The following is a 24548-nucleotide window of genomic DNA, read 5'->3' as shown; positions in this document are numbered from 1 at the left end:
TATATTATAATGAGTGCCATAAAAATTCGTTCAGTTGCTCCGGCAGATAATAAAGCTTTAGCACAAGTGATTAGAGATGTTTTAATAGAAATGGGAGTTCCTAAAGTTGGGACTGCATACGAAGATGAGGCTTTGGATATGATGTATGAAACCTATGAGGCTCCCAGAAAAATATATTATGTAGTAGAAGATAATGGAAGGATTATTGGAGGAGCTGGGATTGCTCAATTAGAAAATGAAAGTTCAGAAATCTGCGAACTTCAGAAAATGTACTTTCTTCCAGAAGCTAGAGGAAAAGGGTTAGGTTCTCAAATGATGAACAAGTGCTTGGGATTTGCCAAAGAACAAGGGTTTACTAAATGTTATTTAGAAACAATGCCTTATATGGAAGATGCCAGAAAATTATATGGTAAGGTTGGATTTACATCTCTCGATGCACCTATGGGTGATACTGGCCATTATAGTTGTCAAGCTTGGATGATAAAAGAATTATAAGTTTGAAAATTAAAGACCTTAGAAAAGATTTTATAGATTCTTTATCCGGTTTGTATGAGCCAGAAGAAGTGCTATCTTTTTTTTATATACTTTCAGAAAAGCTTTTAGGGTTGAGACGCGTTGATGTTGCTATGACTTTGGATAAAGTGGTTGGTGAAGACGAATTGTCGAACTTTATTAATGCTAGAAACCGGTTAGAGGACCAGGAGCCAATTCAATACATTGTCGGAGACACAGACTTTTATGGACTATTATTTATGGTAGATCAAAATGTATTGATTCCAAGATCAGAAACTGAAGAATTGGTGGATTGGATTATCAAAGATTATAAGAACAAAGGAGGAAGCAGGAAACTAAAGATTTTAGATATTGGAACCGGTAGCGGATGTATTGCAATTTCATTAGCTAAAAATTTACCTAAAGCAGATGTGTACGCAATTGATGTTTCTGAAGAAGCGCTTAAAATTGCTAAAGCAAATGCAGTTCATAATAATGTTGAAATAAATTTTCTAAGAGAAGATATACTTGGACTGGATGAGTTAGAAGATGTTTTTGATATTATAGTTTCTAACCCGCCATATGTTCGAGAGCTCGAAAAACAAGAAATAAAGCCTAATGTGTTAGAGAATGAACCTCATGTAGCGCTTTTTGTGTCAGATCAAGATCCCTTAATTTTTTACAGAACAATTACAGCATTAGCAGAAAAGAGTCTGGCTGCTGAAGGTTTGTTGTATTTTGAAATTAATCAATATCTTGGAATCGAAACCAAAAATATGATTGAGAAATATGGATTCCGGTCTGTTACCTTGCGTAAAGATTTGTATAACAATGATCGTATGATCCGAGCAGATTTAATTTAAAATATACGTAGCTTATGAATAACTTAACTTCTATTTGTGTCTTTTGCGGAAGCAGCGAAGGTAATGATATCCAGGTGATTGATGAAGCGTTGCTATTAGGAGAAAAAATGGCTCATCAAGATATTACTCTTGTGTATGGAGCAGCAAAAATTGGTGTAATGGGTAAAGTGGCAGAAGGTGCGCTTACTCATAAAGGAAAAGTGATAGGTGTGATTCCGGATTTTCTTAAGTTAAAAGAAGTAGTTCATTTAGGATTGACAGAATTAGTGACCACTGATAATATGCACGAGCGCAAAATGAAAATGCAGGAGCTTAGTGATGGATTTATTACATTACCGGGAGGTTTTGGGACGCTAGAGGAATTGTTTGAGATTATCACTTGGTCACAATTAGGATTACATCAAAAACCTATTGGTCTTTTGAATATTAATGGATTTTATGACCATTTGTTACAGTTATTAGAGACTATGGTACGTAATGGTTTTTTGAAAATGGATAACTATGAATTACTGTTAGTTGACGATGATATAGATCGTTTATTACAAAAAATGCGAGCATTTAAACCTGCTCAAGTACCAAAATGGTTGAAATCGGATAGAACATAGACATAAGATATAAATAAAAAATACTGATAGCAGAAAACTGATACCAGAACAATGAGTGTAGAACAACAGATCAATCAATTAAGAGAAGAATTAAGGCAACATAACTATAACTATTACGTGCTCGACGCAGCTACCATAAGTGATTATGAGTTTGATATGAAACTTAAGGATCTTCAGGCGTTAGAAGAAAAACATCCTGAATTTTACGATGCAAATTCGCCTACCTTAAGAGTAGGAGGAGAGGTTACCAAGAATTTTAATACGGTGGTTCATGAGCAGCGTATGTATTCTTTGGATAATTCGTATTCTAAAGAAGATTTGCTGGACTGGGAAACAAGAATTAAAAAATTGGTAGATGGCGATGTGAGTTATACCTGTGAACTAAAATATGACGGAGCATCGATAAGTCTTACCTATGAAAATGGAGAATTGATTCGAGCGGTGACCAGAGGTGATGGGATTCAGGGAGATGATGTAACTACAAATGTAAAAACTATTAAATCTGTTCCGTTAAAATTAAAAGGAAATTACCCTCCAAAGTTTGATATACGAGGAGAAATTGTATTGCCATATGAAGGTTTTGCAAAGATGAATCAGGAACGAATTGCAGCTGGAGAAGAACCATACGCAAACCCTAGAAATACAGCTTCAGGTAGTTTAAAGCTTCAGGATAGTAGTGAAACAGCAAAGCGTCCTTTGGATTGCTTGTTATATAATCTTGCTGGAGATCGATTAGGGATTTCTTCTCAGCATGAAAGTTTGGAGAAAGCCAGAGAATGGGGGTTTAAAGTTCCAAAAGAATCACGTTTAGTTACCTCTATAGATGGAGTTCTGGAGTTTATTAATATGTGGGATGAGAAAAGAAGAGATTTGCCATACGAAACAGATGGAGTAGTTATAAAAGTAAATAATCTACAACAACAAGAAGAGTTAGGTTTTACTTCTAAAGCGCCAAGATGGGCAATGGCTTACAAGTTTAAAGCAGAACAGGCTGTTACTAAACTTAATGAAATTACGTATCAGGTTGGTAGAACTGGAGCTATAACACCAGTAGCAAATCTGGAGCCTGTTCAATTGGCAGGGACAACGGTAAAAAGAGCTTCATTGCACAACGCAGATCAGATTGCCAAACTTGATATAAGGGAAGAGGATACCGTTTTTGTAGAAAAGGGAGGTGAGATTATTCCAAAAATTATAAGTGTTGATTTTACTAAAAGAAATAAGAACTCTGTTCCTACTAAATATATAACATCATGTCCAGAATGTGATACTGAATTAATCAGAAAAGAAGGCGAAGCACAACATTATTGTCCTAATGTTTATGGGTGCCCTCCTCAGATTATTGGTAGAATACAACATTATATTTCACGTAAAGCTCTGGATATAGAAGGTTTGGGAGGAGAAACTGTTGCTCTGTTGGTGAAAGAAGGGTTAATTACAAATTATGCAGATTTGTATGACCTAAAAAAGGAGCAAGTGATTCCGCTGGAGAGAATGGCAGAAAAAAGTGCGGATAATTTAATAGAAGGAATAGCAAAGTCTAAAGAAATCCCTTTCGAAAGAGTTTTGTTTGGATTGGGAATCAGATATGTCGGAGAAACAGTAGCAAAAAAACTAGCTAAGCATTATAAATCAATTGAGGCAATTATTGCTGCTACAGAAGAAGAACTGGTGAATGTGGATGAAATAGGGATTAAAATTGCGCAAAGCGTACGAGAATTTTTTGAAGGAGAAGATAATAGGATGTTAGTAAACAGGCTAATGGATTATGGAGTTCAATTACAGATTTCTGCAGATAAACTGGCTAATCAAACAGATACATTAAAAGGTCAAACCTTTGTAGTTTCTGGTGTTTTTGAAAAAGTATCTCGCAATGAACTTAAGAAATTGATAGAAGATAATGGAGGTAAAGTGTCTAGTTCTATTTCTTCTAAAACAACATATGTTGTTGCTGGAGCTAATATGGGGCCTAGTAAATTGGAAAAAGCAAATAAACTGGGGATTACAATTATAAGTGAAGATGATTTTCTTAACTTGATTGGGTAATGAAGGTAAGGACGCTTATAAAAATATTACTATTGATCACCGGAAGCTTGTGTGTTCTAAGTACAATTTTACAAAACCCAACTATAGAATTGTACACAAAGCCAATGACCGTGCCTTTGTTTTTCATGTTGTATTGGTTTAATGTTGATAAAGTCGATGCTTTATTTGTAGTGGTCTTATCGCTTTGCTTTCTAGGAGATATATTCTTGTTAACAGGAATAGAGAATGGTTTTAGGTATGTTTTGCTTAGTTATACCTTGTGTTATTTTATCCTTTTTTATTTTTTATATAAAAATCATAAACCAATAGATTATAATAACACAGATATAATTTATATGGCAGTCTTCTTTGTGTTTTGGACTATTATAGCTTATGCTATATATGTTGTTACAAATCAAAATATGGGAGATATAAGGCCTTTTGGGATAGCTTATTTAATCATTCTTTATTCTTTGTTAATTGGAGCTATTTTTCAATATATAAATATAAGATCTCCCAAGTCTCTTTGGTTTGCTATTGCGATTTTAAATTTTGTTATCAGTGATGCATGTTTTGCATTGGATCGATTTTATGTTCCTTCATTAGAGTTAAAGATCATAAATTCCATATATCAATTATTAGCAGTGTTTTTCTTAGTAAAGTTTAAAATCTCAAGCGCAGATCCCTTGAAAATTAAGAATTAGAAGTAGTTGGTTGGCATGATTTTATTTATTTAATTGAAATTTAGTATATTAACAAAAGGAAAAATTGTTTAATATGGCGTATATAGGGGGATATTCCCTTATTTTTATGCAATCTAAATTTAATGAATGAAGGGAAACTACTAAAATTTTTAATTTCTTTTTTGATTGTATTGCAGGTGCTAGGATTTGTATTTCGTATTCCTTTTTTAAGCGCTTACAGTAAACCAATATTATTTATATTAATCACTTTACACTATGTATGGAGTAGTAAAAAAATAAAAGCACTTCATATTATTGTTCTTTGTGTATTTTTTATTTCAGAATTGATCCATTCGATTAGTGATGTAATTACTGTAAAACACAAAATGTTGATTAGTATAATTGGTTACATATTGTTGTTTTATTTTTTGTATTATAATAATAAGTCTTTTAAATATAATCGCAGAGATGTTTTTACATTGGTACTAGGAAGTTCTTTGTATACAGTTATATTTTTTATTACATATTCGGTTATAAGGGGGCCGATGGGGGATTTAAATCTGATAGGATTTCTTCATTTGCTATTGCTTTATGTTTTGTTAATCGTCGGAGCAATGCATTATATAAATATTAGATCAGAAAAATCACTATGGTTTTTTTTAGCAATGCTAAATTTTGCTTTTAGCGATTTTATTTTATTGATCGATAAATTTTATCTCGAGTCAAATGAGTTAAAGGTGATTAGATTGATTTGTTTACCTCTTGCGCTGATTTTTTTAGTAAACTATATGATTACTAAATATAAATATCTTAAGTCTGAAGAATTTGAAGGGTTTTAAATTATAAATTAAAATACTGTTGAATAAAAGAAAACTTGCATATCAATTGTTGTTTATTTCAGGAGCTTTACTGTTGTTAACGTCCATTTTTAAGGAGGAATGGTTGATTTATACTAAAACCTTGGTTATTTGTTCAGTTTCCTTTTTTTATGTTGTAGAAGTAGAAAAAATAAATTATTTAGTATTAGTAGCATTGCTGCTAATTTTATCAGCAGAAATTCTATCTGTTATAGATTTTAAAAAACATTTTAGAGTAATAAATATTCTTGGGTCATTATATTATATTTTAAATATGATTTTATTGTGGAAGAGTCTTCAGAAAGTCAAAATACAGCTTAAGAAAATTTTCACACTTCAATTGGCAATAACGATGGGATTGATTACATATGTTGTTTATTCTGTGGCTGATATGATTTCTTTGAATATTAATGATGATCAAGTGTATCTTAATATTTTAATTGTACTATTTATATTGTTTATTGGTTTTTGTTATTATATCTATCTTAACAGTAGGACTGTGGTTAGTTCATCCTTAATGATTGCTGCATCTTGTTTTCTTATCGTAAATATTCTTACAGTACTCAATAAATTGTATGTTTATCTGGACATTTTTGTTGTTATTACCAACGTTTTACAAGTTTTCGGTCATTACTTTTTAATTAAATTCTTTATCGAACAAGAGGATTTAAAACCTAATAATGTGGAGTTTTTTTAGTTTAATTGTTGATTTTTAATATATTAAACGGGTATTAGGGTCTATGAGAAAACTTTTATTAACATTCAGAAGTATTAAAGGGGTATACATACTGTTTTGTTTTTCTTTTTTGATTGTTGTTCTAGTTGCTATATTTTTAGAAGAAGAGTATTTGGTTTATGTTAAGCCTTTGGTTCCGATCTCTTTGATACTTATCCATGTTTTTAATGTTAAACCGATAAATCCGTATTATGTAGTATGCATGTTAGTGCTTCTGGTTAACGATACGTTGATTTATATTGATTTTGCTAAGTATTTTGATCTAGTTGCCATAACGATCATAATATTTTATTTGCTATGTGTTTTTTTGCTGAAAAAATATATAAATCTTGCAGATTTACAAATAAAGAAATTTGTGACTTTTCCCATTATAATCAGTTTAACTCTTATATCATATTTGATTTTTTCAATATCCGAATTAGTGCTTCCCAGCCTAATGGATTCAATATTTTCCTTTTTTATGATCCTAATAATACTTCTGCTTTTTGTTGCAGCTTGTTTCTTTATATATATTATTGATAAATATGAGGGTAATTTTCGGCTTTTTGTTTCAGCAAGCTGTTGTCTTTTTGTTAGTGCCCTATTGTTAATTAATTATTTTTATTTTCATACCAGAGTATTTACGATACTCATTAATATTGCCGAAGTAGCTGGATTATACTTTTTTCTTAGATTTCTGATGGAAGCAAAACCAATTGATTTCGAATACGAAAAAAGCAAGTATTTTTAAGATATAAGATATACGCTAATCGCATAATAAAACAGATTGTGCTTGTATTGTTATTTAAATAACTAAAAGTTAAATACTTTGTTGTTTTTCTATTTTTCTTAGTGTATACAACATACTTTTGAAATGTAAAATAGCTACATTTGTGTCTTAATCTTTATTTATAAATGATTTTAAAGGGTCTTAAAAGAAATGCGCTAAAAAAAAGCATTGAATCTCATATTAGAAAAAGAAAATCTCTTGCAAAAGAGGTTTCTGGTATAAAGAGTTTAGCAGTTCTGATAGATGCTTCGCAATCTGTGAATGTACTATCAGTTGTTAAGCTGGCTAATGAGTTGGGAGTTAAATCAGAACGACTAAAAGTAATGGGGTATAAAGAAGATCAGAAAGAAATTTCTGACGATAAAGATGCGGCATATTATAATGATAGGAGCTTTGGCGTAAATGGATCTGTTAAAAGTAATTCGCTAAATGACTTTATAAATAATGATTACGATGTTTTGATCAACTTTTATTCTGAAAGCAAGTTAGAACTGGATTATGTAGCGGCGGCATCAAAAGCCAAGTTTAAAGTTGGCTTTGCAGAAATTGATAATCGTATCAATGATTTAGTGATAGGTGCTGCTAACCAAGACATAAATCTTTTTATTTCCGAATTAAAAAAATATTTAAAAATTTTACAGATAATATAATATGAGTGCTTTTCTGAGAGGAACTGGTGTAGCATTGGCAACGCCTTTTAATAGTGATGGTTCAATTGATTTTGAAGGAGTTGGATCGTTAGTCGAATTTTGTATCGATGGTGGAGTAGAGTATCTGGTAGTCTTAGGGACTACTGCAGAGTCCGTAACGCTTACAAAAGAAGAAAAAAAGAGCTTAGTCGCACATATTGTAAAAATAAACAACAAAAGGCTGCCACTTATGATAGGTATTGGTGGCAATAATACTGCAGCTATTCTTCAAGAGATGAGGGATACTGATTTGTCTCATTTTGATGCTATATTATCCGTGGTTCCTATGTATAATAGACCAACCCAAGAAGGTGTTTATCAGCATTATAAGACGATTAATGAAGAAGCTTCATTGCCGATTTTGTTATATAACGTTCCATCAAGAACCGGTACCAATATGACAGCCGAAACTACACTTAGATTGGCGCAATTGGATAAAATTGTGGGAATCAAAGAGGCGACAGGAGATTTTACCCAAGTACTTAAAATTCTCAAAGATCGACCAAAAGACTTTCTTGTCATTTCTGGAGATGATGCCTTGGCGTTACCTGCTGTGGCAGCTGGAGGAGATGGAGTGATCAGCGTAGTCGGTCAAGGTTTTCCGAAAGAATTTTCAGAAATGATTCGTTTAGGACTTTCTGGAGAAACAAAAAAGGCATTTGATATACTATACAAAATGTTACCAATTTTGGATTATGCTTTTGAAGAAGGAAATCCAGCTGGAATCAAAAATATTTTAAAGGTAAAAGGAATCTGTGAAGAACATTTGCGATTGCCTTTAATTTCAGTTTCTAAGAATTTAGCTAACAAAATAGAAGAATTCGTAAATAATAACTAAAAGGCTTTTATGGCAAAAAGAATTAAAGATCCGGGAATCGGTTTATCTTCTGATGAACAAGCTAAACGGTTTATTAATTCAGATGGTTCTTTTAATATTAAGCATATCAATAGACGTACTTCTATTTCCAGAAGTTATAACTATTTAATCAGTATTACTTGGACAGAGTTTTTTGGCTGGGTTATATTAGGGTATGTATTGATAAATTCATTTTTTGCAATAATATATACCACAATAGGAATCTCTGCGATCGCAGAACCTACAGGAAGCTTATTTAGGGATTTCCTAAAGGCTTTCTTTTTTTCTGCTCAAACTGTAACTACCGTAGGATATGGTGCTATGGCACCGACAGGAGTTATTTTTGGTGCAATTTCTTCCTTCGAAGCTTTAATTGGATTATTGAGTTTTTCTTTTATCACCGGTTTATTATATGGAAGATTTTCTAAGCCTAAATCGAGTATCAAGTTTAGTGATGTTATGGTTGTGAGAGAGCATAAAGGAGTGGATTGTATTATGTTTAGATTAATGAGTAGGAGTACTAATGTGATGATTCGTCCTAAAGTTGAGGTTACATTAACACTATCTCAGAAGTCTAAAGATAAAAAGTATGTCAATAATTTTTATAATCTAAAATTAGAAAGAAACGAAATTACATATTTACCAACAACGTGGACAGTGGTTCATCCAATTAACGAATCTAGTCCTCTGAGTGAGTTTCATAGAGAAGATTTATCCAGATTACACGGAGAGATCTTAATATTGGTGACCTATTATGATGAGTCTTTTGCACAAGAACTACATCAGGTGCATTCATATGTATTGAATAATTTAAGATTAGATGAAGCGTTTGTTCCAGCATTTCATTACGATGAAGACGGATTCACTGTTTTGGATCATGATAAAATCGGGGAAACAGAAAATTATAAATCAGAGAGTTAAGCTTGATTCTTTTTTCTTTTTTATTTTGCAACAAGCAGACATTTATTTAGTTATTTAATAGATGAATTAAAGTTTTTGTAATACGGCAGAAATATCTATTTTTGCCAGATGTTTTTTTAAGATATGAAGAGATTATTGTTTTTGCTGATTTTTGTGTTAGCCCTTGGTTCTTGTAGTGAATACCAAAGAGTGCTAAAAGAAGAAGAAGTTGGACCCAAATATAAGTTAGCAGAAGAGTTATATAAAGAAGGGAAGTATAAAAAGGCATTGCGTCTTTTTGAACAGATTGTTCCTCAGTTTAGAGGGAAGCCTCAAGCTGAAAGGGTAATGTATTACTATTCTGATACATATTATAATTTAGAAGATTATTATCTAGCGGGATATCAGTTTGAAAGATTTGCTAAATCTTATCCTAATAGTGAAAAAAGAGAAGAAGCGTCATATAAAGGAGCGAAGAGCTATTATTATTTGTCACCTAGATATAGTTTAGATCAAAAAGAAACAGATGAAGCTTTAGAGAAACTCCAGGCATATATCAATACGTTTCCAGAAAGTGAAAACCTTGAAGAAGCGAATAAATTGGTTGCTGAACTAAGAAATAAAAAAGAAAAGAAAGCTTTCGAGATTGCAAAGCAATATCACCATAGAGAAAATTATAAAGTAGCTATTAACGCTTTTGATAATTACTTAATTGATTATCCGGGATCTGCTTTTAGAGAAAAAGCATTATATTACAAGCTAGAATCACAATATTTATTGGCTATTGGTAGTTATGAGGTTTTTGTAAAAGAGAGGTTAGAAGTAGCTAATGATTTTTATAATAATTATAAAAAATATTTTAAAGAAGGCGAGTTTACTGCCGATGCTGAAGAAATATCAGAAGATATAAAAACAAGATTAGAAAAATATAAATAGAAAATATAGGAGAAGATGGATTTGAAAAAAAGTAATGCCCCAGTAAATACAACTACTATCGATAAGAATTTAGTAGATCAACCTACAGATAATATTTATGAGGCTATTTCTGTAATATCTAAGAGAGCTAATCAAATTAATACAGACATTAAAAAAGAGCTTTTAGAGAAACTAGATGAATTTGCAACATATAACGATAGTCTAGAGGAAATCTTTGAAAATAAAGAACAAATCGAGGTTTCTAAGTTCTATGAAAGATTGCCTAAACCTCATTCTCTAGCTGCACAAGAGTGGTTAGATGGTAAGATATACTACAGGAATACTAAGACAGATTCGGAATCTCTATAAGTTTCTATAAGTTTCTATAAGTATGTCATCGATATTAGGCGGTAAAAAGATTTTAATAGGTGTTACCGCTGGTATTGCTGCTTATAAAACAGCTGCCTTAGTACGTCTTTTTATTAAAACTGGCGCAGAAGTAAAGGTAGTAATGACTCCTAAAGCAAAAGATTTTGTAACGCCACTTACACTTTCTACTTTATCCAAGAATCCTGTTCATTCTTCTTTTTATAACGAAGAAGATGAGAATGCAGAATGGAATAATCATGTTGAGCTTGGGCTTTGGGCAGATGTAATGGTAATAGCTCCGGCTACAGCTAATACATTATCCAAAATGTCAACAGGAAATAGTGATAACTTATTGTTGGCAACGTATTTATCGGCTAAATGTCCAGTTTATTTTGCTCCTGCAATGGATTTGGATATGTATAATCATCCATCAACTCACGAAACCTTTAGTAAGTTACAGCAGTTCGGAAATATAATGATCCCTGCGGAATCTGGTGAGCTGGCAAGTGGATTAGTGGGACAAGGAAGAATGGCCGAGCCTTCTACGATTGTTAGTTTTATAGAAAAAGATATTCTAAGAAAACTTCCTTTAAGAGGGCAAAAGGTATTAATAACTGCAGGTCCTACATATGAAGCGATTGATCCTGTAAGATTTATTGGAAATCATTCTAGTGGAAGAATGGGAATAGAGTTGGCGACATCTGCAGCTAATCTGGGAGCACAAGTAACATTGGTTTTAGGACCATCTTCACTAAAAGTAACACATGATTTTATTACAGTTGTACCTGTTGTTAGTGCGGCATCCATGTACGAAGCTGTTGCGAAAGAATTTGATAGTTGCGATATTGCAATAGCATCAGCAGCAGTTGCTGATTATAGACCTAAAGTTATATCAAATCAGAAAATAAAAAAATCAGATACTAATTTTTCTATTGAATTAGAACGTACTACAGATATTCTTAAATGGATGGGGTCTGTAAAAAAAGATCAGTTTTTGGTTGGGTTTGCTTTGGAAACAGAAAATGAAGAAGAAAATGCAAAAAATAAACTAGAAAAGAAGAATTTGGATCTCATTGTTCTTAATTCGCTTAATGATAAAGGAGCAGGTTTTAAAGGGCAAACTAATAAAGTAACACTGATTAATCATAAATTAGAAATTAAAGCGTTTGAACTAAAAACCAAGACAGAGGTTGCACTGGATATTTTTAATGAAATTAATGAACTACGTAATGCATAAACTTTTTCTTTTTATTACAATTTTATGTGGTATTGGGCTTAGTGCCCAGGAATTTAATGCTACTGTAGTAGTAAATGCTGAGCAAACAGGAAACCCCAATTTGCAAGTTTTTAAAACTTTAGAAAGATCTGTAACAGAGTTTATTAATAACACGAAGTGGACCGAATTAGAGTACCGAACAGAAGAAAGAATAGACTGCAGCTTTTTTATTAATATTCTAGGTAATACCAACGATAATTTCTCTGCTACTATACAGGTGCAAGCTTCAAGACCTGTGTATGGAGCTAGTTATAAGACAACGATTTTAAATATTAACGATAAACAGTTTAATTTTAATTATCTGGAATTTCAACCTTTGAATTATAATCCTAATAATTATGAATCTAATCTTATTTCTGTAGTTGCTTTTTACTTATACACAATTTTAGGAGTAGATGCAGATACTTTTAAATTGAATTCAGGAACTAATTATTATCAAGAAGCTAAAAATATAGTAAATAATGCCCAAGGAAGTAATACATTAGGGTGGAATGGACAAGATGGTGCACAAACACGATTCAGATTGAATGATGATCTGTTATCTGGTACTTTTGATGGATATAGAACAGCCTTGTATACATATCATAGAGAAGGTCTTGATATTATGAATAACGATTTAAAAAAAGGAAAAGAGTCTATTCTAGAATCAATGAAGACATTAGAAAGTATGCATAGAACCAGACCTAATTCTTATATAATGAGAGTGTTTTTTGATGCTAAGGCTGATGAAGTATCTGGAATTCTTTCAGGAGGTCCTTCACTTAATATTGCCGAGACGATGGCAATACTCGGAAGGATAGCTCCAACCTATACAAGCAACTGGGCTGAGATAAAGTTTTAAGATTTTCTTTTTTGTAATCTTTTTAAAAACTATAGTATATTTACTTCCTTTAACAATAACAAAATATCATTATCTTTTGCTTAGAAGTCTTTCAATAAAAAACTTCGCCTTAATTGAACAACTACAGGTTTCTTTTGATACCGGTTTGATTACAATTACTGGAGAAACAGGAGCAGGTAAATCTCTGCTATTAGGTGCTTTAGGTCTTTTGCTTGGTAAAAGAGCTGATCTTAGTAGTGTAAAAGATAATTCCGTAAAATGTAGTATCGAGGGTGTTTTTGATATAAAAAAGTACGCTCTAAAAGCGTTTTTCGACGAAGAGGATTTGGACTATGAGACAGAAACTATTATTAGAAGAGAGATCTTACCTTCCGGAAAATCTAGGGCATTCATTAATGACACACCTGTTACGCTAAATTCTCTAAACAGATTAGGTATTCGTTTAATTGATATTCATAGTCAGCATCAGACATTAGAGGTAACTACTAATGATTTTCAATTCGAAGTATTAGATGCATTGTCGGAATCTAATAGAGAAATACAATCTTATAAACGAGGTTTGTCGCTGTTAAAGCAAAAAGAAAAAGAAGAAAAAGTGCTACTCGATAGTCAACAAGAGTTGACTAAAGAACATGATTACAACTCTTTTCTACTAAATGAACTGGAAGAAGCAAAGCTTAAGCCTGGAGAACTATTAGAACTAGAAGAGCGTTACGAAACACTCATTAATATTGAAGAAATACAGGAACGATTATCGGGCTCTGTTTCTTTAATTTCTTCAGAAGAAGTTGGAGTTTCTGATCTTTTGAATACCATAAAAACTAATATTTCTAAAGTAGCTCCATATTCTGGAGCATTAAAAGAACTATCAGATAGAATTCAGAGTGTATACATCGAGTTAGAAGATATTAATGATTCATTACAGAATGAATTAGAGCGATTAGAAGCAGATCCTGAACAATTAGAAGAAGTTGGTCAAAGATTGCAGATGATACATAATCTTCAGACTAAACATACAGTGTCATCGGTAGAGGAACTTATAAAAATTAAAGAAGAGCTTCAGGAAAAAGTTTCAAAAACAGAGTCTCTGACAGGAGATATTGAAAATTTAAGAAAAGAGATAGAAACTATAAAAGATCAATTAGATAAAGTTGCTATTAAAATTCATGAAAAAAGGGCGAAAGCACTACCCAAATTAGTGTCAGAATTAGAAGATATCCTAAAAGCATTGGGTATGGTTAATGCCAGTTTTAAAAGTTCATTAACGTTACAAGAAAAGTATCTTTCTAATGGGAAAGAAGTATTGGAGTTTTTGTTCTCGGCAAATAAAGGAGGATCTTTTGGAGAATTAAAGAAAGTAGCTTCTGGCGGAGAGCTTTCTAGAATCATGATAGGTATAAAGGCAATACTCTCTAGATATACACAATTACCAACGATTATTTTTGATGAAATAGATACTGGAGTTTCTGGAGAGGTAGCACATAAGATGGCTGATTTGATGATGGCTATGAGTAAGAACTTACAGGTTTTTAGTATCACTCATCTACCACAGATAGCTGCTAATGGGCAGAGTCAGTACAAAGTTTTTAAAGAAGACGTAAACAATACTACAGTTACTAGATTGAAGTTGTTAAGTGATGAAGATAGAATTCGAGAAATTGCAGAAATGATAGGAGGTAAGAATATTTCTGATTCAGCTTTGACTCATGCAAAATCATTATTACATTATCAAAACTAATGCTGTTATAGTATTGGTTTAGGTCGTTTTGTTATCTTTACAATTCATAAAATCATTTATAATTTACTATTAAATGTCATATAATTTATTAAAAGGTAAAAGAGGTATAATTTTCGGTGCACTTGATGAAAATTCAATAGCCTGGAAAACAGCAGAACGTGTTTTTGAAGAAGGAGGTACTTTTGTGCTTACTAATGCTCCTGTTGCAATGCGTATGGGAACTATTAAGGAATTAGCTGAAAAAACAAATTCTCAAATCATACCAGCTGACGCGACCTCATTGGAAGATCTGGAAAATCTGGTTGAAAAATCAGTGGAGATATTAGGAGGAAAGCTTGATTTTGTTCTGCATTCTATTGGAATGTCAGTTAATGTACGAAAAGGGCGTCATTACACAGACTTAAACTATGATTGGAGTGAAAAAGGATGGGATGTTTCAGCACTTTCGTTTCATAAAACAATGCAGACCTTGTTTAAAAAAGAAGCGATGAATGAATGGGGTAGTATTGTTGCGCTTACCTACATGGCTGCTCAGCGAGTATTTCCTGATTATAATGATATGGCAGATAATAAAGCGTATCTCGAATCTATAGCCCGTAGTTTTGGCTATTTTTTTGGTCGTGATAAAAAAGTAAGAGTTAATACTATTTCTCAATCTCCGACAGCCACAACTGCAGGAAAGGGAGTAAAAGGATTTGATGGATTTATCGAATATGCCGATAAAATGTCTCCATTAGGTAATGCTTCGGCGGATGATTGTGCAGATTATACAATCACATTATTTTCGGATTTAACTAAAAAAGTTACACTGCAAAATCTATATCATGATGGAGGGTTCTCTAATATGGGAGTTAGTCAGATGGTTATGGAGAAATTTGTAGATGAAGAATAATAGTATACAGAAAATATATCTTAAAAAAAGCTCAACTCTGGCAGAATTGAGCTTTTTAATTTAACCTGCTTTATGCTATAGAACTTCGTTATGAAGCTTTGAGATACAATAAATACTAGCTTTTTCTTGATTTTAGCATAGCATAGCTACGGTGAAATCAAAAAAAAGTAGCGAAACGATAGTATTTACAGTAGCTCACAGATGAAATAGATTTTCTATAGCATAAAGTAGGTTTATACAATTATTCTCTATAAGTTACTAAAATCCTAGTACCATACTATGTTAGGATTCTTTCGTTTATTTACCTTTGCTCTATGAATGTTTCTTTTTCTTTTATCATTCCTGTATTTAATAGACCCAACGAAATAGAGGAGTTGTTAAATAGTATGATCTTGCTGGATTATGATAAATCATATGAAATAGTAATTATAGAAGATGGTTCATCCGAAACATCAGAAGATGTTATTAAGAAATATGATAATAAGTTACATATTAGCTATTATAAAAAGCCAAATACAGGTCCTGGAGATTCTCGTAATTACGGTATGGGTAAGGCGAAAGGGAACTATTTTTTAATTCTGGATAGTGATGTGTTATTGCCTTCTGATTATCTGAGTAAAGTAGAAAATTTCTTGTCAATAAACTTTGTTCATTGTTTTGGAGGTCCAGATGATGCGCACGAGGATTTTTCTGATTTGCAGAAAGCTATAAGTTTTAGTATGACTTCATATCTTACCACTGGTGGTATTAGAGGAAGAAAGAATACATTTGGTAAATTTCAACCTCGAAGTTTTAATATGGGGATATCTAAAGAAGCTTTTGAAGCTTCTAAAGGTTTTGGAAATATTCATCCTGGTGAAGATCCTGATCTTACTATAAGACTTTGGAAACTTGGTTATGAAACTGCGTTGATACCAGATGCTAAAGTTTTTCATAAACGAAGAATTTCTTGGGATAAATTTTATGTACAGGTTAACAAATTTGGATTGGTTAGACCGATTCTTAATTTATGGCATCCCGAGACATCAAAAATCACGTATTGGTTTCCAACACTATTTATGGCGTATACATTATTTTCTTTGATTACCGTTTTTATAGGACATTGGTATTTTCTAGCATTATGGATGTTGTATTTTATTGTTGTTTTTGTAAGTGCCTTAACAAATTATAGTAGTTTTAATATCGGTATTCAGTCTGTTATTGCTGTGTTTGTTCAATTTTATGGGTATGGGAAAGGATTCCTAAAATCTTATTATTATATTCATCTATTGAAAAAAGTTCCAGAACAACAATTTAAGAAGTTGTTTTTTTCAAAGTAATGCCTATGTCTAAAACTAAATTAAGTAGATTTTCTTTAAAAAGAAATAATGTCAAAACGTTTCTGTTTTTCTTGGCATTTACCTCTGTTTTATGGCTTTTTATACAATTTTCTAAAAATTATACACAAGAAGTTGCATTTGATGTTCGGTATACCAATTTACCAGACGATAGAATTTTGGATGAGAATAGTGATCAAGGCCTAAAACTAACACTTAATGGTAATGGTTTTAGGTTGATAAACTATACTTGGAGTAAGCCTTCATTGAAATTTGATATTACAAATGCTATAGAGACTAAAGAAAATGACTATTATTTTTATTTAGGCGAAGCAAACCAATCTCTAAAAGATAAATTAAATTTTAAAGGCAGAGTGCTTTCTGTCCAAAAAGATACCTTAAATGTGATATTGGATATTAATTTAAAAAAGAAAATTCCAATACGATTAACAAAAGAAATCGAATATGCTCCTGGATATGGTAGTGACGAAGGAGTTGTTCTTTCTCCGGATTCAATTATGATTAGTGGTCCTAAAAGAATCATAGATACAATACATCACGTAACGACCGAAAACCTGAAACTTGATGGGGTAAATACAGATTATAAAAAAATATTATCAATTAAGATTGATAGTCTACCACCAAGAATTCAAGTAGTTCCAAAAGAAGTAGAAGCAAATATTTTAGTTAGTAAATTTACTGAAGGAAGTCAGGAAATCCCAATAACATTAATAAATGTTCCTGATGGTAAGGAAATTAAGATTTTCCCTAAAGAAGTAAAAGTAGTGTATAGAGTAGGACTTGATAAGTATAATGAAATCAATCAAAGGGATTTTAAAGTCATAGCAGACTATAATAAGGTGGCTGAGGATAGTTCCTTCTTAATTTTAGAATTAATAGATATGCCAACATCGATTCATGATGTACGTTTACAAGATAAACAGGTACAATTTGTAATTTTGAATTAAGCGTGAAAATAATAGGACTAACAGGAGGAATAGGAAGCGGGAAATCAACCGTTGCAAAGATGTTTGCACAACTCGGAGTACCTATTTATATTGCAGATGATGAGGCCAAAAAATTGATGAATGAAGATGTTAGTGTAAAGAAGCAGATTATAGATCTGTTAGGTGTGAATTCATATATTGAACAAGAATTAAATCGCCCATTTATTGCAGATAAAGTTTTTAATAATAAAGAACTTCTAGAAAAACTCAACGCTATAGTACATCCAGCAGTGGCTACTCATTTTACCAAATGGAAGAATAAACAAAAGTCTGAGTACGTAATAAAAGAAGCAGCTATATTGTTCGAAAATGGCGGTTACAAACGATGTGATTATACAATTCTTGTAACCGCTCCTAAAGAAACAAGAATAGAAAGAGTTTTAAAAAGAGATAATACTACAAGATTGCAGGTTCTTGCTAGATTGAAGAATCAATGGGAAGACTCTGAAAAGATTCCATTAGCAGATTTTGTAATTATTAATACGAATTTAGAAGAAACTTGGCTTCAAATTAAAAAAATCCATAATAAACTCACCCTTTAATTGCGTTATTTTTCCAATCTTTCATTTTGTTAACATTTGGTTAAACCCTAAAGTAGCTAAATGTTAAAGTCTTACTTTTGACCTATGAATAAAAGGTTATTCGCATTACTGATCCTTCTGATGAGTTTATCATTAATCGGTATTATTTTTGTTCAGGGATATTGGATTCAAAATACAGTAGAGAATAACAGGGAACAGTTTTCTTTTAATGCAAAGCAAATATTGATTTCTGTCTCTAATAAGATTGAGTATAGGGAGTTTGAAGAAATGTATTATCCCTTACAGGAGATTTTAGATAGTATTAAAGAACCTGATAATAAAACAATACAGCAGCTCTTAGACATAGGTTTTGATAAAGGATCATTTGCTTTTGGTGATGGTGTTCTAGAAGAAGATTCTAAATTATTTTCTTCTTTTATAGACTTTAATATTGATACTGTAAGATTAAAGGATATACTAAATCGAAATGCAGAATTAGTAGAGGATAAGGAGCAGAGTTATCAAACAAGACAAAGGTCTAAATCAAAGTTAGACAGATTGAGTGCTCTTACTGATTTGCATAGACGTGATTATGAAATTGTCATTGATCAACTTGCAAATTTTATTCCTATACATCGTAGGGTAAAGAAAGAAGAGGTTAAGAGATTGCTTAAGAAAGAATTGGCTGAACGCGATATGAAGGTTGATTTCGAGTATGCCATATATAGTAACGCTTTGGCTACCCGAGTACGTTCTGATGATTTTAGTGCAAATGAAAGTGATGGTAATACTTTTGCTGTCCCTCTTTTTGTGAATAATGAAGATGGTTCGAGTCTGTATCAGTTGTATGTAAACTTTACAGGTAAGAATAGATATATATTATCGACCATAAAGGGAATGGCAATTTTGTCAATAATTTTTACGTTGGTTATTGTAGTGGCGTATTCAAGTGCTTTATCTCAATTGTTACAGCAAAGACAGATATCGCAAATAAAGACCGATTTCATTAATAATATGACTCATGAGCTTAAAACGCCAATCGCAACAATTAACCTTGCATTAGATGCTGTTAAAAATCCTAAAATAGCTGATGATCAAGAAAAGGTGAATCGTTATATGACTATGATTCGTGAAGAGAATAAGAGAATGCTTACGCAGGTAGAAAATGTTTTGAGGATATCACAACTTGAGAAAAATGAGTTAAATATTAAGAAGGAACGTCTAGAATTGCATGATATAATAGAAGATGCAATAACACACGTTTCTCTAATTGTAGAAGATAGGAAAGGCTATATAAAAACACATTTAGGAGCACTTAAATCTAGTATATTGGCTAATGATAGCCATATGACCAATGTAGTAGTTAATGTATTGGACAACGCAATAAAATACTCAGAAGGTGCACCTAAAATTGATATATATACAGAAAATGTAAAAAATAGTATTGTCTTAAAAATACGTGATCAAGGAGTTGGAATGAGTAAAGTAGCTCAGAAAAAGATTTTCGAGAAGTTCTTTAGAGAACATACAGGAGATTTACATAATGTAAAAGGTCACGGACTGGGGTTGACATACGTAAAAAGAATTATAGACGACCATCATGGTCAAATATGGGTGGAGAGTGAACGGGGAAAAGGCTCCACATTTATAACTAAATTACCGTTAATATCTTAAAATATGGAAACAGAGAACAAAAAGATTTTGCTTGTCGAAGATGATCCGAATTTTGGTACTGTACTAAAGGATTATCTTGTTATGAATGATTATGATGTTGTACATGCTAAAAATGGGATGGAAGGCTTCGAAAAATTCAAAAAGGATGATTATGATATGTGTATCCTGGATGTAATGATGCCTTATAAGGATGGATTTACGTTAGCAAAAGAAATTAGGGATAAAAATGAGGAAGTTCCTATCATCTTCTTAACGGCAAAAGCTATGAAGGAAGATGTGCTAAAAGGATATAAAGTAGGAGCAGATGATTATCTAAATAAACCATTTGATAGCGAAGTCTTATTGATGAAAATACAGGCAATCATGCAGCGTAAGAGTACAGAATCTGTTGCAGATAGCAAACAATTTGAATTCAAAATAGGAGGATTCCATCTTAATTCTAAACTTAGATTTCTAACTTTTAGAGAAGAAGATCCTATAAAACTATCTCCTAAAGAGAACGAATTATTGCGTCTATTAGCATTGCATCTTAATGATTTGATGCCTAGAGAACTAGCGCTAACCAAAATATGGAGGGATGATAATTATTTTACTTCTCGAAGTATGGATGTATATATTGCTAAGCTTAGAAAGTATTTAAAGAAAGATGAAAATGTGGAAATTCTAAATATCCACGGAGAAGGATTCAGACTTGTTGTACGAAGTGACGAATCTTAGGTAACGAACGGTAACTAATTATATATAAAATCGCTATGAGTTATTCTTCATAGCGATTTTTAATATATGATAATATTGATTCAAGATTGTATAGATAATCAAACCATTGTATTTCCAGATCTTTTCTAAACCAGGTAAGTTGTCTCTTGGCAAAACGTCTGGTGTTTTTTTTTATTTCAGAAATAGCAAAATCTAGATCCCAGGTTCCTTCAATAAAATTGAAAATTTCTTTATAACCCACAGTGTTTAATGCGTTTAATGATTTATATGAATATAAGCTCTTTACTTCATCAAGTAACCCTTCTTTAATCATTATGTCGACCCTTTCATTTATTCTATCATAGATAATTGATCTTTCTGCAGTAATGCCTATTTTAATAACATTAAACGGACGCTTTTTTGGAGTTTTAGTAATAAACGAAGAATAAGGCTTACCACTGCTGATACAGACTTCTAAAGCCCTCATCACTCGATGTGTGTTATGTATGTCTACTTTTTCGAAATATACAGGATCTAATGTTTTTAATTGTTGCTGTAAGCTTTCTATTCCCTCAGTATCATATTGCTTATTCAAAGCTTTTCTAACATCTTCAGATATTTCAGGAAAACTATCCAATCCTTTGGTGACTGCATCCACATATAACCCAGAACCACCAACTAAGATCACAAATTCATTTTTTTCGAAAAGTTTGTTCAGTGTATCTAAAGCATCTTTTTCAAAATCACCTACAGAATAAGTTTCTTCTATACTTTTATGTTGAATAAAATGATGTGTGACTTGTTGTAGTTCATTAGAGTTTGGAACAGCTGTGCCAATACGCATTTCTTTATAAAACTGCCTACTATCTGCAGAAACAATTTCACATTTTAAATGCTTCGCTAGTTGGATACTTAAGCTTGTTTTTCCTATTGCTGTAGGGCCTACAACTACAATTAATGTATTAGTCATTAAATAAAGTATGTCCACAATTATAGCAGAATTTAGCATCATCTAAATGATTATCTGCATTACAATTGGCACAATGTTGTGTGTTAAGATTTATCTTATTTTCTTTAGCTTGTTGAGCGTATTCTGCGCTAACTATACCAGTCGGTACGGCAATGATTCCATAACCCAATATCATTACCATAGAGGCGATTAATTGTCCCAAAGGTGTTTCTGGAGAAATATCTCCATATCCTACGGTAGTAAGTGTAACTATACACCAGTATACACTTCTAGGAATACTATTAAAACCGTGTTCAGGACCTTCGACTAAATACATAACAGTTCCCAGTATAATGGCAACTATTAAAACGGCGAATAAAAAAACTGATATTTTAGCTCTACTAGCTTTTAACGCCTTTGCCAGGCTATTAGATTCTCCAATAAAACGAGCCAATTTTAAAATCCTGAAAACTCTTAATAGACGCAATGCTCTTAATGCTACAAGTGCATGGGTACCTACAAATAGAATGGATAAGTATTTGGGAATGGTAGATAAAAGATCAATAATACCATAAAAACTAAAAATATAGGTCTTTGGTTTACTAATAGTAATAATTCTTAAAACATATTCGATAGTAAATACGATAGTGATAATCCACTCTAATATATTGAATAATGAAGCATATTTTTCGTTTATATAAGAAACACTTTCTAGCATTACCAGCACGATACTTGCTAGAATCATTATAAGAATGATTAAGTCAAAAGATTTACCGGCTTTTGTGTCAGCTTCATAAATTACTTCGTGTAATTTATGCTTCCAGGTTTTGTTTTTCGAATGATTATTCAAAATTTATTATTTTAACGAAAATACTAAAAAATTAGCTAGTTTTTTTTATCGTGATTACAGTGTTGTTTTCCATGTCGACTATTAAATTGAAGAATTCCTTTAAAGAATCATAGTATTCTACAGGGTAATAAGACGATAAAAATGTAATGGTATGATTAATCTGTAGTTTGTTACCTTGCAGTTGAAAGTTTAAACTTAGTTTTCCAGATTTTCCTGGAAGTGCATAATTTTGATTTTTAGGAATATCCAGAAACTGATAGCTATCAGGGATTTCAATTAAAACGATATAAGTATAAGAGTCTTTATATCCGAAGTCGACGGGATAGGTTCTTTCATTTAGCTTAAAAGGGTTTTCTTTAAAGAATGATTTGGTAAATGGTTTTAAGTAAATGATATCTTCAATCTTTTCTGTCGATTTTGTAAAATTAATTTCTTCTATAAATGGTTTTTCTACATCATTTTGATTTTGCACATTTGCTCCTGATGTAAAAAGGTTTTCATCTGGAATCAGAATTCTGTCCAAAAACTTTTCCTCTGATACTTTATCAAATGCTTTTCTTTTAGAGTTGGCGTGATATCCATAATAAGTGTATTTTGCAACTCCTTCAAGTGTTAGCTCATCGGTTAATTTAAGTTTTTCTCTATAATAGTAGGATGAACGACTTTTGGGTTTTACATCTATCCAAGAACTTCCATTTTTAAAATCTAAAAGGCGAGCATATTGATTTAAACATCTAAAAGGAATTTGACCAAATGCTAAAGTTTTTTCTGTCGCATCTAGTAAATAAGTTTCCTGATTGATTACTAATTGAATGATTAAGTAGTTAAAATCAGTAAGTACAGGGTGAATTTTGGTAGCATATCCATTATTTCTAGTCGATAATAAAACAGGTTTTACGGCAAACCCTTGTTCCTTATATATGTTATGTAGAAGAATATTCATTTCTGCTACATTTCCAACTTTAGACTTTATTATTTCTTTTATTTCAACATCTCTGAAAATATGATATTTTTCGTTCCAGGTATAGTTGTCAGTAATGTATTTATAAATTACTTTAGCCTTGCTTAAACCAATAGGCATTGCTTTTATTGTATCAGGAAGTATGTTTTTAGTGGCATTTACTTTTTTAAGTTGTAGTCCAATTGTTTTTTCGGTTCTAAGTTCCTTATCTACGTTTTTCCAGGTTTCGGTATATTTTTTATTAACTCCATCAAAACCTTTATATTCTTTGAGTTCATATTCTACACGAGAAAAGTAATTTTTCTTGGCAGTCATAAACTTTTCTTTTTTAAAGGCAGGAATGTTCTTCATAATATATTGATTATGGGCACAATCTGCTGTAGCGCTATTACTTAGTTCAATGCATTCTTTTTTTATGGAACTTTCTTCTACATCTAGCTTTAGTGGACCAACTAATCTAATATTGTAGACGTAATTTCCAGGAAGATCTGCAATACATTCACTATACATTTTGGGGATGTCATCCTGAAAATCCCATCCGTTGAAATTAAAAATAAAAGGAGATTCTGTTTGATATGAATACGTAATAACTGAACCAGGTTTCACATTAGGGAAAGTGAATTTCACTAATGTATAATGCTCATCATATTTTTCTCTATATACTTTGTCTTCTTCGAGTTTCGTTTTTATGATTTTACCATTTTCCAGATTATGAGTAAATGCAATAAGATTTCTAAGGATTTCTTTTCTACTCTTATTTCTGTATAAAAAGACCTCTATTGTACTTTTATCAAACCCTTCTTTATTAAGAATTTTAATTTTTCCACTATAGTCCGTTAATAAATTATAGTTTCCACCATTTTCTATTCTACTAAAACCTTTTTCATATATATAAAAGGCGTTAGCTGTAGTGTCGTTTTCGTAGCGAGTTCCTTTTAAATCAGCTTCGCTTACGACCAGGTTTTTGTAGTTGTAATTTTCTTGAGCGATGCTTAAAAAGGAAAGTAATAGAAAAAAAACAGAAAAAAAGGACTGATGCATTGAATGTAATTTGGTATATAATATTTA

General features: G+C 31.8%; 23 protein-coding genes. 20 read left to right on the top strand and 3 right to left on the bottom strand.

Translation table 11 applies throughout. The annotated features are described in order from the left end of the window. The first annotated feature begins 9 nt into the window (after window positions 1-9). The 20 genes from Q0910_RS20445 (at window position 10) to Q0910_RS20350 (ending at window position 20741) form a co-directional block, all read left to right on the top strand. Window positions 10-495 carry a GNAT family N-acetyltransferase gene (locus tag Q0910_RS20445; protein ID WP_299220684.1) on the top strand — a complete coding sequence of 162 codons (486 nt, stop codon included), beginning with the start codon at window positions 10-12 and terminating at the stop codon, window positions 493-495. Between the two features lie 2 nt (window positions 496-497). Next, window positions 498-1355, top strand: a complete 858-nt coding sequence (gene prmC, locus Q0910_RS20440) for a peptide chain release factor N(5)-glutamine methyltransferase (protein WP_299220681.1) — start codon at window positions 498-500, stop codon at window positions 1353-1355. A 14-nt stretch (window positions 1356-1369) separates the two neighbouring features. Further along, window positions 1370-1960 (top strand): TIGR00730 family Rossman fold protein, encoded by a 591-nt coding sequence (locus Q0910_RS20435; RefSeq protein ID WP_299220678.1) that lies wholly within the window; start codon window positions 1370-1372, stop codon window positions 1958-1960. A 51-nt stretch (window positions 1961-2011) separates the two neighbouring features. Next, the gene (gene ligA, locus Q0910_RS20430; RefSeq protein WP_299220675.1) at window positions 2012-4006 is read left to right on the top strand and encodes an NAD-dependent DNA ligase LigA; all 1995 of its coding nucleotides are present in this window, start codon (window positions 2012-2014) and stop codon (window positions 4004-4006) included. After that, window positions 4006-4689: a lysoplasmalogenase family protein gene (locus Q0910_RS20425; RefSeq protein ID WP_299220672.1), complete on the top strand. Its 684-nt coding sequence runs from the start codon at window positions 4006-4008 to the stop codon at window positions 4687-4689. Before ligA ends, Q0910_RS20425 begins: the two co-directional genes overlap by 1 nt. Window positions 4690-5526: 837 nt before the next feature. Further along, on the top strand, window positions 5527-6222 hold the full coding sequence (locus Q0910_RS20420; RefSeq protein ID WP_299220670.1) for a hypothetical protein: 696 nt from the start codon (window positions 5527-5529) through the stop codon (window positions 6220-6222). A 933-nt stretch (window positions 6223-7155) separates the two neighbouring features. After that, the gene (locus Q0910_RS20415) at window positions 7156-7680 is read left to right on the top strand and encodes a hypothetical protein (protein ID WP_299220668.1); all 525 of its coding nucleotides are present in this window, start codon (window positions 7156-7158) and stop codon (window positions 7678-7680) included. Window position 7681: 1 nt separating this feature from the next. After that, complete coding sequence (gene dapA, locus Q0910_RS20410) at window positions 7682-8557, top strand: 4-hydroxy-tetrahydrodipicolinate synthase (RefSeq protein ID WP_299220666.1); 876 nt, start codon at window positions 7682-7684, stop codon at window positions 8555-8557. A 9-nt stretch (window positions 8558-8566) separates the two neighbouring features. Beyond that, on the top strand, window positions 8567-9496 hold the full coding sequence (locus Q0910_RS20405) for an ion channel (protein ID WP_299220663.1): 930 nt from the start codon (window positions 8567-8569) through the stop codon (window positions 9494-9496). Between the two features lie 123 nt (window positions 9497-9619). Next, the gene (gene bamD, locus Q0910_RS20400; RefSeq protein WP_299220661.1) at window positions 9620-10411 is read left to right on the top strand and encodes an outer membrane protein assembly factor BamD; all 792 of its coding nucleotides are present in this window, start codon (window positions 9620-9622) and stop codon (window positions 10409-10411) included. A gap of 15 nt (window positions 10412-10426) precedes the next feature. Beyond that, window positions 10427-10759 carry a DNA-directed RNA polymerase subunit omega gene (locus Q0910_RS20395; protein WP_118456596.1) on the top strand — a complete coding sequence of 111 codons (333 nt, stop codon included), beginning with the start codon at window positions 10427-10429 and terminating at the stop codon, window positions 10757-10759. A gap of 22 nt (window positions 10760-10781) precedes the next feature. Continuing rightward, the gene (gene coaBC / locus Q0910_RS20390) at window positions 10782-11996 is read left to right on the top strand and encodes a bifunctional phosphopantothenoylcysteine decarboxylase/phosphopantothenate--cysteine ligase CoaBC (protein ID WP_299220658.1); all 1215 of its coding nucleotides are present in this window, start codon (window positions 10782-10784) and stop codon (window positions 11994-11996) included. Further along, entirely contained in the window at window positions 11989-12876 is an 888-nt protein-coding gene (locus Q0910_RS20385; RefSeq protein WP_299220655.1) for a DUF4835 family protein, read from the top strand. Before coaBC ends, Q0910_RS20385 begins: the two co-directional genes overlap by 8 nt. A gap of 76 nt (window positions 12877-12952) precedes the next feature. Further along, complete coding sequence (gene recN / locus Q0910_RS20380; RefSeq protein ID WP_299220652.1) at window positions 12953-14614, top strand: DNA repair protein RecN; 1662 nt, start codon at window positions 12953-12955, stop codon at window positions 14612-14614. Between the two features lie 73 nt (window positions 14615-14687). After that, the gene (locus Q0910_RS20375) at window positions 14688-15506 is read left to right on the top strand and encodes an SDR family oxidoreductase (RefSeq protein ID WP_299220649.1); all 819 of its coding nucleotides are present in this window, start codon (window positions 14688-14690) and stop codon (window positions 15504-15506) included. A gap of 314 nt (window positions 15507-15820) precedes the next feature. Then, window positions 15821-16825 carry a glycosyltransferase gene (locus Q0910_RS20370; RefSeq protein ID WP_299220646.1) on the top strand — a complete coding sequence of 335 codons (1005 nt, stop codon included), beginning with the start codon at window positions 15821-15823 and terminating at the stop codon, window positions 16823-16825. 5 nt (window positions 16826-16830) lie between these two features. Further along, entirely contained in the window at window positions 16831-17790 is a 960-nt protein-coding gene (locus tag Q0910_RS20365; RefSeq protein WP_299220644.1) for a CdaR family protein, read from the top strand. A gap of 2 nt (window positions 17791-17792) precedes the next feature. Then, window positions 17793-18371: a dephospho-CoA kinase gene (gene coaE / locus Q0910_RS20360; RefSeq protein WP_299220641.1), complete on the top strand. Its 579-nt coding sequence runs from the start codon at window positions 17793-17795 to the stop codon at window positions 18369-18371. 84 nt (window positions 18372-18455) lie between these two features. Continuing rightward, window positions 18456-20024 (top strand): HAMP domain-containing sensor histidine kinase, encoded by a 1569-nt coding sequence (locus Q0910_RS20355; RefSeq protein ID WP_299220638.1) that lies wholly within the window; start codon window positions 18456-18458, stop codon window positions 20022-20024. Window positions 20025-20027: 3 nt separating this feature from the next. Continuing rightward, window positions 20028-20741 (top strand): response regulator transcription factor, encoded by a 714-nt coding sequence (locus Q0910_RS20350; RefSeq protein WP_027393600.1) that lies wholly within the window; start codon window positions 20028-20030, stop codon window positions 20739-20741. A 40-nt stretch (window positions 20742-20781) separates the two neighbouring features. Here Q0910_RS20350 and miaA read toward each other — a convergent pair whose 3' ends face one another. Genes miaA through Q0910_RS20335 form a run of 3 tightly spaced genes read right to left on the bottom strand, consistent with a single transcriptional unit; the run spans window position 20782 to window position 24521 of the window. Then, window positions 20782-21690 carry a tRNA (adenosine(37)-N6)-dimethylallyltransferase MiaA gene (miaA, locus tag Q0910_RS20345; RefSeq protein WP_299220635.1) on the bottom strand — a complete coding sequence of 303 codons (909 nt, stop codon included), beginning with the start codon at window positions 21688-21690 and terminating at the stop codon, window positions 20782-20784. Further along, on the bottom strand, window positions 21683-22519 hold the full coding sequence (locus tag Q0910_RS20340) for an ion transporter (RefSeq protein WP_299220632.1): 837 nt from the start codon (window positions 22517-22519) through the stop codon (window positions 21683-21685). Before Q0910_RS20340 ends, miaA begins: the two co-directional genes overlap by 8 nt. Before the next feature lie 31 nt (window positions 22520-22550). Beyond that, a complete protein-coding gene (locus Q0910_RS20335; RefSeq protein WP_299220631.1) occupies window positions 22551-24521 on the bottom strand; it encodes a hypothetical protein in 1971 nt (656 codons plus the stop codon). Window positions 24522-24548 lie beyond the last annotated feature (27 nt).

It is taken from the genome of uncultured Aquimarina sp. (assembly GCF_947495315.1).
In the GTDB taxonomy this organism is placed as follows: domain Bacteria; phylum Bacteroidota; class Bacteroidia; order Flavobacteriales; family Flavobacteriaceae; genus Aquimarina.
Note: the sequence above shows the minus strand (reverse complement) of the source record. Positions and strands in the feature narration are given on the sequence as shown.

Excerpts from the sequence above, each read along its gene's own strand:
- Q0910_RS20445 (WP_299220684.1), top strand. The coding sequence starts at position 10 with ATGAGTGCCATAAAAATTCGTTCAGTTGCTCCGGCAGATAATAAAGCT.
- Q0910_RS20435 (WP_299220678.1), top strand. The coding sequence starts at position 1,370 with ATGAATAACTTAACTTCTATTTGTGTCTTTTGCGGAAGCAGCGAAGGT.
- ligA (WP_299220675.1), top strand. The coding sequence starts at position 2,012 with ATGAGTGTAGAACAACAGATCAATCAATTAAGAGAAGAATTAAGGCAA.
- Q0910_RS20425 (WP_299220672.1), top strand. The coding sequence starts at position 4,006 with ATGAAGGTAAGGACGCTTATAAAAATATTACTATTGATCACCGGAAGC.
- Q0910_RS20415 (WP_299220668.1), top strand. The coding sequence starts at position 7,156 with ATGATTTTAAAGGGTCTTAAAAGAAATGCGCTAAAAAAAAGCATTGAA.
- dapA (WP_299220666.1), top strand. The coding sequence starts at position 7,682 with ATGAGTGCTTTTCTGAGAGGAACTGGTGTAGCATTGGCAACGCCTTTT.
- Q0910_RS20405 (WP_299220663.1), top strand. The coding sequence starts at position 8,567 with ATGGCAAAAAGAATTAAAGATCCGGGAATCGGTTTATCTTCTGATGAA.
- bamD (WP_299220661.1), top strand. The coding sequence starts at position 9,620 with ATGAAGAGATTATTGTTTTTGCTGATTTTTGTGTTAGCCCTTGGTTCT.
- Q0910_RS20395 (WP_118456596.1), top strand. The coding sequence starts at position 10,427 with ATGGATTTGAAAAAAAGTAATGCCCCAGTAAATACAACTACTATCGAT.
- coaBC (WP_299220658.1), top strand. The coding sequence starts at position 10,782 with ATGTCATCGATATTAGGCGGTAAAAAGATTTTAATAGGTGTTACCGCT.
- Q0910_RS20385 (WP_299220655.1), top strand. The coding sequence starts at position 11,989 with ATGCATAAACTTTTTCTTTTTATTACAATTTTATGTGGTATTGGGCTT.
- Q0910_RS20375 (WP_299220649.1), top strand. The coding sequence starts at position 14,688 with ATGTCATATAATTTATTAAAAGGTAAAAGAGGTATAATTTTCGGTGCA.
- Q0910_RS20370 (WP_299220646.1), top strand. The coding sequence starts at position 15,821 with ATGAATGTTTCTTTTTCTTTTATCATTCCTGTATTTAATAGACCCAAC.
- Q0910_RS20365 (WP_299220644.1), top strand. The coding sequence starts at position 16,831 with ATGTCTAAAACTAAATTAAGTAGATTTTCTTTAAAAAGAAATAATGTC.
- Q0910_RS20355 (WP_299220638.1), top strand. The coding sequence starts at position 18,456 with ATGAATAAAAGGTTATTCGCATTACTGATCCTTCTGATGAGTTTATCA.
- Q0910_RS20350 (WP_027393600.1), top strand. The coding sequence starts at position 20,028 with ATGGAAACAGAGAACAAAAAGATTTTGCTTGTCGAAGATGATCCGAAT.
- miaA (WP_299220635.1), bottom strand. The coding sequence starts at position 21,690 with ATGACTAATACATTAATTGTAGTTGTAGGCCCTACAGCAATAGGAAAA.
- Q0910_RS20335 (WP_299220631.1), bottom strand. The coding sequence starts at position 24,521 with ATGCATCAGTCCTTTTTTTCTGTTTTTTTTCTATTACTTTCCTTTTTA.